Source organism: Rheinheimera sp. 4Y26, assembly GCF_025245835.1.
Classification (GTDB): Bacteria; Pseudomonadota; Gammaproteobacteria; order Enterobacterales; family Alteromonadaceae; genus Pararheinheimera.
Window position 1 is genome coordinate 45,170 of sequence record NZ_JAOBWS010000007.1, and the last position, 12,885, is coordinate 58,054.

At 47.8% G+C, this 12,885-nt stretch carries 13 protein-coding genes and 6 tRNA genes; 1 reads left to right on the forward strand and 18 read right to left on the reverse strand.

Translation table 11 applies throughout. The features are described 5' to 3' along the window. Positions 1–18 precede the first annotated feature (18 nt). From N3Z11_RS10525 to N3Z11_RS10535, 3 genes are all read right to left on the reverse strand, one after another. A complete protein-coding gene (locus tag N3Z11_RS10525; protein ID WP_260657143.1) occupies positions 19–858 on the reverse strand; it encodes a hypothetical protein in 840 nt (279 codons plus the stop codon). Further along, the gene (locus tag N3Z11_RS10530) at positions 848–1,492 is read right to left on the reverse strand and encodes an RNA polymerase sigma factor (RefSeq protein WP_260657144.1); all 645 of its coding nucleotides are present in this window, start codon (positions 1,490–1,492) and stop codon (positions 848–850) included. The genes N3Z11_RS10525 and N3Z11_RS10530 overlap by 11 nt, the downstream gene beginning before the upstream one ends. 135 nt (positions 1,493–1,627) lie before the next feature. Beyond that, complete coding sequence (locus tag N3Z11_RS10535) at positions 1,628–2,266, reverse strand: energy transducer TonB (protein ID WP_260657145.1); 639 nt, start codon at positions 2,264–2,266, stop codon at positions 1,628–1,630. 69 nt (positions 2,267–2,335) lie between these two features. Between N3Z11_RS10535 and N3Z11_RS10540 the strand changes: the two genes are divergently transcribed. Next, positions 2,336–2,872 (forward strand): histidine phosphatase family protein, encoded by a 537-nt coding sequence (locus N3Z11_RS10540; protein WP_260657146.1) that lies wholly within the window; start codon positions 2,336–2,338, stop codon positions 2,870–2,872. An 85-nt stretch (positions 2,873–2,957) separates the two neighbouring features. Here N3Z11_RS10540 and rlmC read toward each other — a convergent pair whose 3' ends face one another. The 15 genes from rlmC to ruvB form a co-directional block, all read right to left on the reverse strand. Further along, complete coding sequence (rlmC, locus tag N3Z11_RS10545; protein ID WP_260657147.1) at positions 2,958–4,097, reverse strand: 23S rRNA (uracil(747)-C(5))-methyltransferase RlmC; 1,140 nt, start codon at positions 4,095–4,097, stop codon at positions 2,958–2,960. A gap of 202 nt (positions 4,098–4,299) precedes the next feature. Continuing rightward, a tRNA-Ser gene (locus tag N3Z11_RS10550) sits at positions 4,300–4,389 on the reverse strand. A gap of 117 nt (positions 4,390–4,506) precedes the next feature. After that, positions 4,507–5,565, reverse strand: a complete 1,059-nt coding sequence (gene nadA / locus N3Z11_RS10555) for a quinolinate synthase NadA (RefSeq protein WP_260657148.1) — start codon at positions 5,563–5,565, stop codon at positions 4,507–4,509. Positions 5,566–5,635: 70 nt separating this feature from the next. Further along, positions 5,636–5,711: transfer RNA gene (locus N3Z11_RS10560), tRNA-Lys, on the reverse strand. Positions 5,712–5,732: 21 nt separating this feature from the next. Beyond that, positions 5,733–5,808: transfer RNA gene (locus N3Z11_RS10565), tRNA-Lys, on the reverse strand. Between the two features lie 17 nt (positions 5,809–5,825). Further along, a tRNA-Lys gene (locus tag N3Z11_RS10570) sits at positions 5,826–5,901 on the reverse strand. Positions 5,902–5,918: 17 nt separating this feature from the next. Further along, positions 5,919–5,994: transfer RNA gene (locus N3Z11_RS10575), tRNA-Lys, on the reverse strand. A 26-nt stretch (positions 5,995–6,020) separates the two neighbouring features. Continuing rightward, positions 6,021–6,096, reverse strand: a tRNA-Lys gene (locus N3Z11_RS10580). A gap of 256 nt (positions 6,097–6,352) precedes the next feature. Then, positions 6,353–7,213: a tol-pal system protein YbgF gene (gene ybgF, locus N3Z11_RS10585; protein WP_260657149.1), complete on the reverse strand. Its 861-nt coding sequence runs from the start codon at positions 7,211–7,213 to the stop codon at positions 6,353–6,355. 17 nt (positions 7,214–7,230) lie between these two features. After that, positions 7,231–7,740, reverse strand: a complete 510-nt coding sequence (pal, locus tag N3Z11_RS10590) for a peptidoglycan-associated lipoprotein Pal (protein ID WP_260657150.1) — start codon at positions 7,738–7,740, stop codon at positions 7,231–7,233. Positions 7,741–7,781: 41 nt separating this feature from the next. Further along, entirely contained in the window at positions 7,782–9,095 is a 1,314-nt protein-coding gene (tolB, locus tag N3Z11_RS10595) for a Tol-Pal system beta propeller repeat protein TolB (protein ID WP_260657290.1), read from the reverse strand. A 56-nt stretch (positions 9,096–9,151) separates the two neighbouring features. Continuing rightward, positions 9,152–10,072: a cell envelope integrity protein TolA gene (gene tolA, locus N3Z11_RS10600; RefSeq protein WP_260657151.1), complete on the reverse strand. Its 921-nt coding sequence runs from the start codon at positions 10,070–10,072 to the stop codon at positions 9,152–9,154. 1 nt (position 10,073) lies between these two features. Then, positions 10,074–10,505 carry a protein TolR gene (gene tolR, locus N3Z11_RS10605; RefSeq protein WP_260657152.1) on the reverse strand — a complete coding sequence of 144 codons (432 nt, stop codon included), beginning with the start codon at positions 10,503–10,505 and terminating at the stop codon, positions 10,074–10,076. Next, positions 10,505–11,191 (reverse strand): protein TolQ, encoded by a 687-nt coding sequence (tolQ, locus tag N3Z11_RS10610; protein WP_260657153.1) that lies wholly within the window; start codon positions 11,189–11,191, stop codon positions 10,505–10,507. Before tolQ ends, tolR begins: the two co-directional genes overlap by 1 nt. Before the next feature lie 666 nt (positions 11,192–11,857). After that, the gene (ruvB, locus tag N3Z11_RS10615) at positions 11,858–12,874 is read right to left on the reverse strand and encodes a Holliday junction branch migration DNA helicase RuvB (RefSeq protein ID WP_260657154.1); all 1,017 of its coding nucleotides are present in this window, start codon (positions 12,872–12,874) and stop codon (positions 11,858–11,860) included. Positions 12,875–12,885: the final 11 nt, after the last annotated feature.

Here is a 12,885-nt window from a genome sequence, read left to right on the forward strand (position 1 = left end):
CATCAATAAAAGCTGCTATTAAGGTGCACAAGAAGGCGGATTTGCCGACGCCTGCAGTGCAATAATTTCCCCCTGAGCGCCGGTCGACACTTTTAGGTAACGGCTGGCGGCAAGTTGTGCCCACTGTGGTTCCGTCCATTGTTGCTGCACTTTAAACTGTGCCAACCAACCTTCGCTCAGCTGCAACCTGAGTTTGCTGCAGGCATCGAGCAGCCAGCCGCTATCAGCGGATTGTCGCGCCAGCACCTGCTGTTTAATCACATGCCCTGCCGCCACACTCTGCTGATAATCCTGGTAACTCTGGCTAAAGATTTGCTGTCGCTGCAGCGCGGCACTTAATGATCCTGCGGGAACTTCTTCGGAATTCAGCTGATGGATCTGTACCGGATAAAGGCTGTTGATCTGGCTGATTTGATAGGACAACTGCTGCTGTTGCTGAATTAAAAACCAGCCCAAGCCGAGTGCACAAACTGCAGTCAGTGCCTGCAATTTCGCAAAACTGAACCATCCGGCCAGTTGCTGCACAAACAGCTGCAGCTGTATCAGCCTGAATTTTGGCCTGGCCCTTTGTTGCAGCTGCTGCAATAGCAACTGCTTCTGCTGCTGTGGCATTTGATGCTGCTGTGCACTTTGGCGATACCAAAGCTCAAGCTCAGCAGTGAGCTGTTCAGATCCCGCTGCAGCTGCTGAGTTGGTACCGGCTTTTGCCTGTTGCTGTTGTTGCACTTGCCGCTCAGAGTCGGCTTGCGGATAAACAAGGTGCTCCGCAGTTGTTTGTACCGGGGTTGTTAACTTATCAGCTTCGCAACTCTGCGTTGCAAGCTGCTGTGCAAAGTGCTCTTTGTGCTTAGAGGTCATGGTAATGCTCCAGAGCTTGACTGAGACTGGCTCTTGCATATCTGAGCCGGCTTTTTACGGTTTCGGCTGCACTGCCGCTGATGCTGGCTATTTCTTCCAGCGAAAAACCTTCGAGCTGCAATAACAAAGCTTCTTTTTGTAATAACGGCAAAACAGCAATGGCTTGCTGCAATGCCTGTTGCCGCTCTGCAGCCACCAACACGTCAAGCTGACTGGCATGCGTGTCCAACATGGTTTCTTCACTAAGCTCAGGCCCGCTCCAGCGTTGCCGGCGGCGCAGTTCATCAAAGAGTGCATTTCTGGCAAGCGTAAATAACCAGGTTTTAAACTGGCTCCGCTGCCCAAAACAGGGGGAGGTCCGGTTATCTGCAGCTCTGTGGTTATTGGTATCACCGCGCTTCGCCGCCAACTCAGCAGGTTCTACCTGACTGCTTTGCAATTCCAACACCTTTAACCAGCTTTGCTGGCTGATATCCTGCGCCAGCTCAGCATCACTTTGTTTTAATAAAAAATGATACAAAGCATCGGCATGACTTCGGAACAACCAGCCAAGCTCGTCGTGCCGGCTGTCGGCCTGCGCTGGCGCCGCCTGGGTAAAGCCGCTCAGCCGGATACTGATTTGTTTCCATCCCATAAGCACTCCTGCCGGCTATTGTTCTTGTTGTTTTGCATCCAGGCTGTGGGCGCTTGGTCTTCACAGCCAAAGCGCCGCCAAACGAGGTCTGTATGTGTTTATTTTGCCAACCTGATCAATGTGCCACAGGCCTTGTCAGGGTTCCAGACTAAAATCCAGCTGCACAGTGAAGCCCGTGGTTTTATAAGCCTTGCCCTGCTCCAGTGAAGGTTGGTATTTCCAGCGTTTTAACGCCCGGATAGCGGCCTGTTCAAACACCCGTTTCGGCTCTGCGTCCAGCACCACAACATCAGTCACAGCCCCTGTGGCATCAATACTAAAACTCAGCTGCACCCAACCACTGACACCATCGCGCGCTGCGGCTACTGGATATTGAGGTTCAACCCGTACCAACGGCCTGGCCTGCGCATCGGCCACTGGCTGGTATTGCCCCTGCTGCGCGCTGATGGCAATATCAGGCACCGCTGGCGTTACCTCCAGTGCAAAGGACTGAAACTCCGTCCCGAAATCAACCCTTTGTTGAGCGGGCGGTTCAACCGGAGGTGGCGGTGGCTCTAAGGTTATTTTCGGCTGCACCGCGCTGTCGGCTCTTGGTTCAAGCAGTTCAACTTCCAACTGGGGTGGTAAAGGCGGTGGTGGTGCAATGTCGTTGTTCAGCAAAGCGGCCATCAGCTGAAATAACAACAAAGTGATAAAAATTGCTAACACCACAGTGCCCAACCGTGCACGCAAGGGTGTTTGTGCGCTGTAACATACTGACATACTGCTGCTCATGTCCTGCTCCTTGTTTATTTTGTTTTCAGACATTGGACGATTGAGCAGAGTGAAAGGGGTTAAATAATTTTGAAAATTTCAAAAATTTTGCTGGTGAGCTTACTTAGCTTTGCAACTTGTGCAGCACAAGCCGCACCATATCAGTTGTATCTGGTTCGTCACGCCCACAAGGCTGAAGTAAATAAAGTTTCCGGTGAAGCTGCTGCTAAAGATCCGGCTTTGTCGGCCTGCGGTAAAGCACAGGCCGCCGCACTGGCGACTTTATTGGCCAGGGTGCCGCTCACAAGGCTCTATCACAGCGGATATCAACGCACCCAATTAACAGCGGCTGCTTTATTAACGTCAAATCGTCAGTTGGAAAGTTATCCGGCCGCAGATATAGAAAGCCTTGCCAGCAGACTGATGCAGCAGCAACAAAATGCGCTGGTGGTAGGCCACAGCAACACAGTGCCACAGCTTGCAGAACTCCTGAGCAAAACGCCGCAAGTAGCACTGACAGAACAGGATTATGGCCTGATATATCAGCTGCAGTTTGATGGCAACAACTTCATCAGCCTGAACATCCTACAGTTGCCTATGCCGGCGCTTTGTGAATCCATCCGCTGACAGCACGGGCGCAACAAACGAACCTGAATTAAGTTGTTAAAAGCAGCCAAGCTAAACACCCGGCTTAACCTGCAAATAAGCCGCTTTAAGCGTTGCTTTCGCGGCGCTTTAATAAACACAAGACTTCGGCATGTTTGGTATGAGGGAAAAAGTCAAACAGCTGCGCTTTCTCAAGCTGATAGTCTGCAAGAACAGTTAAATCCTGCACCAGACTTTGTGGATTACAGCTCGAATACAATAACCAGGCTGGCTGCAGCTGGCTGACAGTCCGGCAAAGTTCAGCACCTAAACCCCGTCTTGGCGGGTTCACCACCAACAGATCCGGGCTTTGCTGCTGGGCTTTGGCAAAGGCATCAGCATCCAGCGCCTGAAACTGCAATTTTACATTTTGCATCAGCGCAGCTGAACGCTGGGCACAGGCAATAGCGGCCGACGATATCTCAATGCCGGTGATCTCCCGTCCGCTTTTTGCCAGATGCAGGGCAAAACCACCCACACCACAAAACAAGTCCCAAAGCCGCGTGATAGGTAAATCAGCAGTCCAATCCCGGGCACTCTGGTACAACTGCGCTGCCAGCGTCGGGTTGGTCTGAAAAAAACTTTGGGGCTGAATAAAAAGCGGCACATCGTTTAGCTGCTCAGGCAGTTGTTGTTGCTCTGTCAGCACAATTTCCGTTTCACCCTCTAATACTGCCTTATGCTCAGGCTGTAAATTAACAGAACACACCAAAAGCTCAGACCATTGCTGCTGAAGCGTCGGCAAGTGTTTGATAATAGAAGCCAGATGGTTTTTTGAACGCAGCACAAAACGCAGCATCCACTGCCCCGTGGCCTGACTCTGTGTTAACAATACAAATTTCAGCTCACCCTTTTTGTCAGCAAGCTGATAAGGCTGCAGTTTAGCCAGCCGGATAAAACTGCGGATATGGGCAAAAGCCTGCGCAAATGCTGGCGGATACAAAGGGCAAGCGGTCAACTCCACCTGTTGCTGATAATGGTTCACGATGCCAAGCACAGGCTCATCTGCGCTGCCCATCACCACCATTTTGGCTTTATTTCGAAATGCCGCTTCCGAAGATGCAGCGGCCGGCAGTAACTGATAACCGGAAAAATTGCCAAGCAGTTTTTGCAACTGCTGCTGTTTTGCATCAAGCTGCGCAGCATAAGCCATATCAAGCGCAGAACAAGAGCGACAGGTATCGGCAATAAAATAAGGACATAACATCAGAAGGTTCCGGCAACAGAATGCAAAAAGCAGGATTTTAGCAAAAGCGGTTAGTTTTCACAGCGACTGTTTCTACAGCAGCTAAACACCTGAATAGACAATAAGTTATCATACTCCCGCTTTGTTCATTATAAAAGCCGCTTTCACCAACAGATATAAAACAAAAGCCCCGTACTTTCGTACGGGGCTTTTGTTTTATATCTGGCGGAGAGAGAGGGATTCGAACCCTCGTTAGGGGTTAACCTAAACACACTTTCCAGGCGTGCGCCTTCAGCCACTCAGCCATCTCTCCGGGACTTGCCACAGCAAGCGCGGCTATACTAGGTAAATTCAGCGCGCGGCGCAACAATAAATTGCTGTTACACCGCTTTTCGCTGGAATTTTCAGCAAAGCCGCTATTTGTGCAACTTTAGGCGTTGCCCTTCACGGCAACTCTGTTGCTTTTGGCAAAACCTAACATTCGATCCAGCGGTAACAAAGCTCTGTCACGAAGTGCAGCGTCGACAAAAATTTCATGGCCGCTGGCGTCCGTCAGCGCTTCTTCAATGGCTTTTAAGCCATTCATCGCCATCCAGGGGCAATGCGCGCAACTTCGGCAAGTCGCGCCGTTACCGCCCGTTGGGGCTTCAATAAACGTCTTATCCGGCATCGCCTGCTGCATCTTATAAAAAATGCCTTTGTCGGTGGCGACAATAAAAGTGTCGTTTGCCATCGTCTGGCTGGCTTTGATCAGCTGGCTGGTTGAGCCCACAGCATCGGCCAAATCCACCACAGCAGCGGGAGATTCCGGATGCACCAATACAGCAGCATTTGGATATTGTTTTTTCAGTTCAATCAGAGCATTAGCTTTAAACTCATCATGCACAATACAGGCGCCCTGCCATAACAACATATCGGCACCTGTTTGTTTTTGCACATAAGCGCCTAAGTGTTTGTCCGGGCCCCAGAGAATTTTTTTGCCTTCGCTGTCTAAATGCTCAATCACATCCAGCGCGATGGACGACGTCACCACCCAATCGGCGCGCGCTTTTACCGCAGCTGAGGTATTGGCATACACCACCACAACACGGTCCGGATGCGCATCACAAAAAGCAGAAAACTCTTCAGCCGGGCAGCCTAAATCCAAAGAACAGGTGGCTTCGAGTGTTGGCATTAAAATAGTTTTTTCCGGGGTCAGAATTTTGGCGGTTTCGCCCATAAACTTCACGCCGGCTACAATCAGCGTTTTTGCCGGATGTTGATTACCAAAACGAGCCATTTCTAATGAGTCTGACACACAACCACCGGTTTCTTCGGCCAGCGCCTGAATTTCCGGGTCGGTGTAATAGTGCGCAACCAACACTGCATCGCGCTCAACCAGTAATTTTTTAATCCGGTTTTTGTAAGCTTGTTTGTCGTCAGCGCTTAATGGCAACGGCTTTTTTGGGAAGACATATTCAAGTTCATTAAACTGCAGTGCTTGATTCATGCTGACCATCCAACAATAAAAGGTGGCGCATTATACACGGGTTTTGCAGTGAGAAAAACTATCGGGGAAGTGGTGGGTCATGATGGATTCGAACCATCGACCAACGGATTAAAAGTCCGCTGCTCTACCAGCTGAGCTAATGACCCCTTACGGGACGAACGGGAAGATGGTGGGTCATGATGGATTCGAACCATCGACCAACGGATTAAAAGTCCGCTGCTCTACCAGCTGAGCTAATGACCCAAACGATAGGACTGAACTGGTGGGTCATGATGGATTCGAACCATCGACCAACGGATTAAAAGTCCGCTGCTCTACCAGCTGAGCTAATGACCCAAACGATAGGACTGAACTGGTGGGTCATGATGGATTCGAACCATCGACCAACGGATTAAAAGTCCGCTGCTCTACCAGCTGAGCTAATGACCCAGTTCAATCTATTGTTTGCGCGAAAGTGGTGGGTCATGATGGATTCGAACCATCGACCAACGGATTAAAAGTCCGCTGCTCTACCAGCTGAGCTAATGACCCCTGTCGCGGAGGCATATCTTACTTATTTACGCGCTCAGTGCAACTTATATTTGCCAAAAACGCGCATTTGCCATGCCAACTGCTTAATTTCGCAGCACCACAGCAATTCACTGTAGAATAATAAAGCGCTGACTGCCTGAAATATCAGCAGCATCAATTACAAAGCGAGATCTCTGCAGACAGACACAATCTGACAAAACTGCAATTTTTCCAATAAAAAAGCCCGCTTTAAAGCGGGCTTTTTTATAAAAACGACTTACATAGTCTCAAGCTTTTTGCGGGCAGTTGCTGCAGGCTTGGACTTCGGAAAACTTTTGACCAGCTGGTTGTAATATTTTTTTGCGGCCGCAGATTCATTCTGCTTTTCCGCCACCATGCCCAGCTTTAATAAAGCATCAGGAACACGGGTGGTATTTGGATACTGGGTGACAACACGCTCAAAATGGTTTTTAGCTTTACCTAACTCATTCTTCTGATAATAGAGCTGGCCTAACCAATAATGAGAATTGGAGGTGTAGTCTGAATTCGGATAGTCACGGATAAAATTTTCAAACGCCGGAATAGCCGCAGCGTAGTTGTTATCCTTGATCACATAGTTAATGGCTTGTTCGTAAGCCTGTGCTTCTGTCATAGTCACAGCAGCTGGCGCTGCCGCAACATCCGCAGTAGCAACCTGATCGGCTGCTACAACGGCTGCGGGATTGCCCGCCGGTACGTTAGCTGGTGTTTGTGCCGGCACATTTGCAGAAGACTGCACTTGCGACGCTGCACCACCCTGGCCACCCATACGGCGGTCAATTTCCTGATAGATATCGCGTTGTTGTTGCAATATCTCTTCTAATTTATAAGAGTGCATTTCAGTTTTGCCGCTTAACTCACTGACCTCGTCAAGCAAGGTCTGGAGCTGCTGCTGCATCTGAAGTTGTGCAGCAGCACGAGCTTCCACCACACGCTCCAGCGCTGACAGTCGTTCTTCAACAGAACCACTACGGCTACTGGATTGCGCGGCATAACTCTTATTGCTGCTGCGACTTAAGTCAGCAACGGGCGCCGGATCAGCTAATACAGCTACTGCAACTAAGGAAAGCGCAGTAATCAGTGACTTTTTAACGTCCATGCACACTCACTAGTAAATTAGTAAACTAAAACAGCGCGACGGTTTTTAGCGAACGCGTCTTCAGTGTTACCAGCGTCAACTGGTTTTTCTTCGCCGTAGCTAACTACAGACATTTGGCCAGCAGCAACACCCAGGTTTTCCAGGTAGCTTTGAACTGACTGAGCACGACGCTCGCCCAGAGCGATGTTGTACTCTGGAGTACCACGGGCGTCAGTGTGACCTTCAACTGTTACAGAAACAGTAGTGCGAGCACGCAGGAAAGCAGCGTGAGCGTCCAGTACTGAAGCGAATTCAGGACGGATAGCTGACTTGTCGAAGTCGAAGTAAATAGTGTTTTGCTGACGCAGAGCTTCTAATTGCTGACGCAGTTGTTCTGCATCGCTCATGCCTTGATCAACAGCTTGAACTGGAGCGTTGGTGTTTGCGTTTGCATCGCCAGCGTCAGTTTCGTTGTTAGAGCTACATGCAGCTAAAGTCAGCACTGGCACTGCTACTAACAAACCTTTTAAAACTTTATTTAAGTTCATGATTTTTTCCTTAGTAAAACGATTAACCAAATTTTTGTGTTTTATAAAAATGGTGACCAGGCCGGGGATTTTACTCTCCCATTAGCAGCAGGTAACCTTGCTTTAAAGCGACCATCCATGGATACCAGTGCCAGTACTTGTGACGAACCGTGCAAAGTACTATAGATAATCATTGAGCCGTTAGGCGCAATGCTTGGTGACTCATCCAAATAAGTGCGAGTCAGCACTTGCATTTGACGGGTAGTCCTATCCATGCGCGCAATATTATACTGACCGTTTGTGCGGTTTACCATAACAATTGCTTGGCCGTTAGGTGTAAATTTACCCGCTAAATTCATTTCACCTTCAAAAGTAACACGAGTTGTCGCTTTTGTATTGATATCAACGGAATATAACTGCGGATTTCCGCCCCTTTCTGAAGTAAAAATAATCGACTGACTATCAGGACTCCAGTTAGGCTCGGTATCAATAGCCCGGTGATTTGTCAATTTTGCCAGACTCTTACTGGCAATATCCATCACATAGATCTCTGTATTGCCATCTTTTGATAAAGTCATCGCCATTTTACGGCCATCAGGTGACCAAACAGGCGCACTGTTGATACCTTTAAATGATGTCAGAATACTACGGCGCGCCGTATAAACATCCTGGATATAAATCTGAGATTGTTTGCGTTCAAAAGTAACATAAGCCAATTTAGTTCCATCCGGTGACCAGGTTGGCGACATTAAAGGCTCTTTGGCCCGTAACAGCACCTGTTCGTTCTCACCATCATAATCGGCAACAACTAATTGATAACGATACTCTTGTTTATCACGCACTAATACATAGGCTATTTTGGTGGAAAATGCACCTCTTTCACCTGTCAATTTTTCATAGATAACATCACTCATACGATGTGCGTATTGACGAAACAGTTTTCCGGCAATGGTAATTTCGCTTGAATGCAGAATATGATTGTTGCCTGCAACCAAACGACCACTTGAAGTCATCATTGGCTGACCAACACCACCATTGGCTTTGATCACATCAACCAGTTCATAACTGATTGTATAACGATCAAGCCCTACTTCTTTTACTGTGCCCATAACCACAGCTTCAATGCCTGTTTTACTCCAGGCAGCAGCATTAAACTGACTGCTGTTTTGTGGTTGTTGTGGCATCCGCATCACATTGACCGGATTAAACTTACCACTACGCATTAAATCGGCGGCAACAATCTGGCTGATATTTTGTGTTGGCTGGTTTTGCCCCACAAAAGTAAATGGAACTATGGCTACTGGCCGCGCTGTATCAACACCTTCGGTAATCACAATTTCTAAAGATGCATGACTCTTCAGCGATACAATTGCCATCGCCACTATCGCTGCTTTTCCTATCAACTTGAATATCATTGTCGTATCGTCTCAACTTATTTTTTAAATGGTAACTTCAATTGACGGAACTCCGCATTCAACTCAGGATCTTCCGGCATTGGGAACCGACCGACCCGGTTGATCGCATTGACCGCGGCATTACAAACGCCAGGATCACCGCCTTCAACATTCATGTTAATCACAAAACCATTACTGGCGAGGCTCAGTGAAATCACACATTCTTTGCCATTCATGGTGTCGTCAGTAAACCAGCTCTGCCGCACCCGCTCCACAATCATGGCCACATAACGCTGTTTCTCAGTGAGTAACTGCCCCTGCCTTGCCAGACGTCTTGCCTCTTCGGCTTCTTCTGCCAGCTCATCTTCCATCATCTGCTCTTCAGCCTGACGTTCGAGCTCCTGCTGACGTTTTTTCTCTTCAGCTTTTTTCTTCTTTAACTCTTCTGCTTTTTTCTTTTTCGCTAACTCGTCTTTTTTCTTTTTCTCAAGACGGGCTTTTTCTTCAGCCTTTTTCTTTGCTTCTTCTTTTTTCTTTTTTTCCTGTTCTTTCTTCAGCTTTTCCTGCTCTTTTTTCTTTTTAAGCGCGATATCAGCTTCTTTTTTCTTTTTCTCAGCTTCGAGCTTTTTCTTTACGATCAGCTCTTTTTCCTGCTGCAGTTTTTTCTCTTCCTGCCGTTTTATTTCCGGATCTTCTTTCGGCTCTTCTTTCAGCGGTTCAGGTTCTTTTTTCGGCGGCTCTTTTTTCGGTTCTGGTTTCTTTTTTGTTGCCTTGTCTGCTTCTTTGATTTTTGGATCTTCAACCACGCTGGCCTGCAGTGGCGCATTGCTTGCCGAATACAATGGCACAACAATCACTTCATTTTTTTTAAAAAAGTTAAAATTGATAAACATTGCCAGAAATAACAGCAGGTGCACCCCTGCCGATATTTGCAGCGCCTTCTTAAACGACGGATCCATGTTATTTGGACTCCACGTCTTCTGTCATCAATCCTACTGCCGGCGCACCAGCTTGTTTCATCAGATTTAGTAAATGAATCACAGCATTGTAATCAACGCGGCCGTCGGCTTTAAGAATCACCTGGGTGCCTGGTTCAATGGTCAGGGTGTCCATCACTTCAGCCTGCAGCTGCTCAGCATTCATTGGCCCTTTGTTGACACCATCTTTTTCGTAATAATACAAACCCGCTTCATCAACAGTGGCCACAATAGGGGTTTTGCCATCTTTCATCTGCTCTATGGGCTCAGCTTTTGATTTTGGCAGTTCTACTTTTACGCCTTGAGTAATGATGGGCGTGGTCACCATAAAAATAATCAGCAGCACCAACATCACGTCGATATAAGGCACCACGTTTATTTCCGCCACCATGCGGCGTTTTTTGCGCACGTACATTATTGATTGTCTCCGCCACTGACGGCCTGGCGATGCAGGATATTGGCAAACTCTTCCACAAAGTTGGCATAGGAGTTTTCCAGTTGTTCAACGCGGTGTGAAAATCTGTTGTAGGCGATAACGGCCGGAATAGCGGCAAACAAACCAATGGCAGTCGCGATCAGGGCTTCCGCAATACCAGGTGCCACCATGGCTAAAGTGGCCTGCTGCACCGCACCTAAAGCGATAAATGAATTCATAATACCCCAGACAGTGCCAAACAGACCGATATAAGGGCTGATAGAACCGACAGTGGCCAGGAACGGTAAATGAGTTTCCAGACGCTCAACTTCACGGGATAAACCAACACGCATCGCGCGCTGAGTGCCTTCCATTACAGCGCTTGGCTGACGGGCATTGGTTTTGTGTAAACGGGCAAATTCTTTAAAACCGGCTTTAAACAAAGACTCCATACCACTGACATTAGCGCGGGCACTTACTTCGTTATACAGCTTTGATAAATCGATACCAGACCAGAAACGGTCTTCAAATTTCCGGGTGTCTTCGATAGCGGCATTCAGTGCTTTATTGCGCTGGATAATCATGGCCCAGGACACGACTGAAGCTGCGACCAGAATAGCCATCACACATTGCACCACAAAGCTTGCATGAAGGATAAGTTCGAGAATTGAAAGTTGACCAGCCACCTGAAAACACCTCTAAAAAACGCTGAAATAAAGCAACAAATTTGGGCGCTATGATATGGGACACCGCGCCCTAACTCAACAGCGCAGCCCCTGCTATACCGAAAAATAATTCGCCTTGCCACAGCTGGCCTGTGCTTTACCAGTCTGTTGAAACAAATGTCGGGCAAAAGTTCATTTTTTACGTTAAAACGGCCTATTTCAGCGATAAAACGGCGAAATCAGATTTTTATGTCGACAATTGATGAAAAAAATAATTGGAAGTATTCATTTCAGGTTCAGCATAAAGCAGGATGAATTCATATATATCAAGGCTTGCACAGCAAATGTGACCATTATTCACTATTTATGAATTTTTATTCGCATTACTTTTATTAATGTAAATCGGCAATTTTTCTCGTTTGAAGTAATTATTCTAAATCCTTAAGATACGCAGGTGTTCTGAGCTAGCGCAACGGTGTAATACGAGGGTGTTCACTGTAGTTGAGATCACAGAGTGATTGGAACCCCACTTAAGCGGTTCGGATCGCTCAGCATGTTCCCTGGATTTTTGAAGTTCTACTTCAACTTGTTGCATTGGCCCGCTGCTTAGCGGGCTTTTTTTTATCCAAAAATCAGCATCTTGCCCCTGCAGCTAATGACAGCTGCAGTGGTGTGGACTTAGGTGGGTTATTCCTGCGATGTTGCCGGCAAGTCAAAACCAAAATGGGCATAAGCGTGTTTTGATGCAATACGGCCACGTGGCGTGCGCTGGATAAAACCCTGCTGAATTAAAAAAGGCTCTATCACATCTTCTATCGTGTCTTTTTCTTCACCTATGGCCGCCGCCAGGTTATCCAGGCCCACAGGGCCACCCATAAATTTTTCGATAATGGCCAGCATCAGTTTGCGATCCATATAGTCAAAACCCTGTGCATCGACATCCACCATCAATAATGCCTGATTGGCAATGTCGGTACTGACCACACCGTTCGATTTTACCTGGGCAAAATCCCGCACCCGTCGAAGCAGCCTGTTGGCAATTCGTGGTGTGCCCCGCGAACGACGGGCAATTTCAGTGGCAGCAGGCAAATCCAGCTGCAGGTTCAGAAAATGGGCCGAACGCAGAATAATCTGCGCCAACTCATCAACTTTATAAAACTCCAGCCTTTGTACTATGCCAAATCTGTCCCGCAGCGGCGAGGTTAAAGCGCCGGCTCTGGTGGTGGCGCCAACCAGAGTAAAAGGCGGTAAGTCCAGTTTAATCGAACGAGCCGCCGGACCTTCACCAATCATGATATCAAGCTGATAGTCTTCCATTGCCGGATATAAAATCTCTTCAACCACCGGGCTTAAACGATGAATTTCATCGATAAAAAGTACATCGTTGGGTTCAAGATTGGTTAAAAGCGCGGCTAAATCACCGGCCTTTTCCAGCACTGGGCCTGAGGTTTGTTTGATATTTACGCCCATTTCGTTGGCAACTATCATCGCAAGCGTGGTTTTACCTAAACCCGGTGGACCAAAAATAAGTAAGTGATCCAGAGGTTCGCTTCTGCCGCGGGCCGCTTCGATAAAAATGGCCATTTGCTCACGCACATGACTTTGGCCTGTGTAATCCGCCAGAGATTTGGGACGAATAGCCCGATCAATAACTTCATCTTCCCGACTGGCCGAAGGGGCTATTAAACGATCTGCTTCTATCATGGCTGGCTACT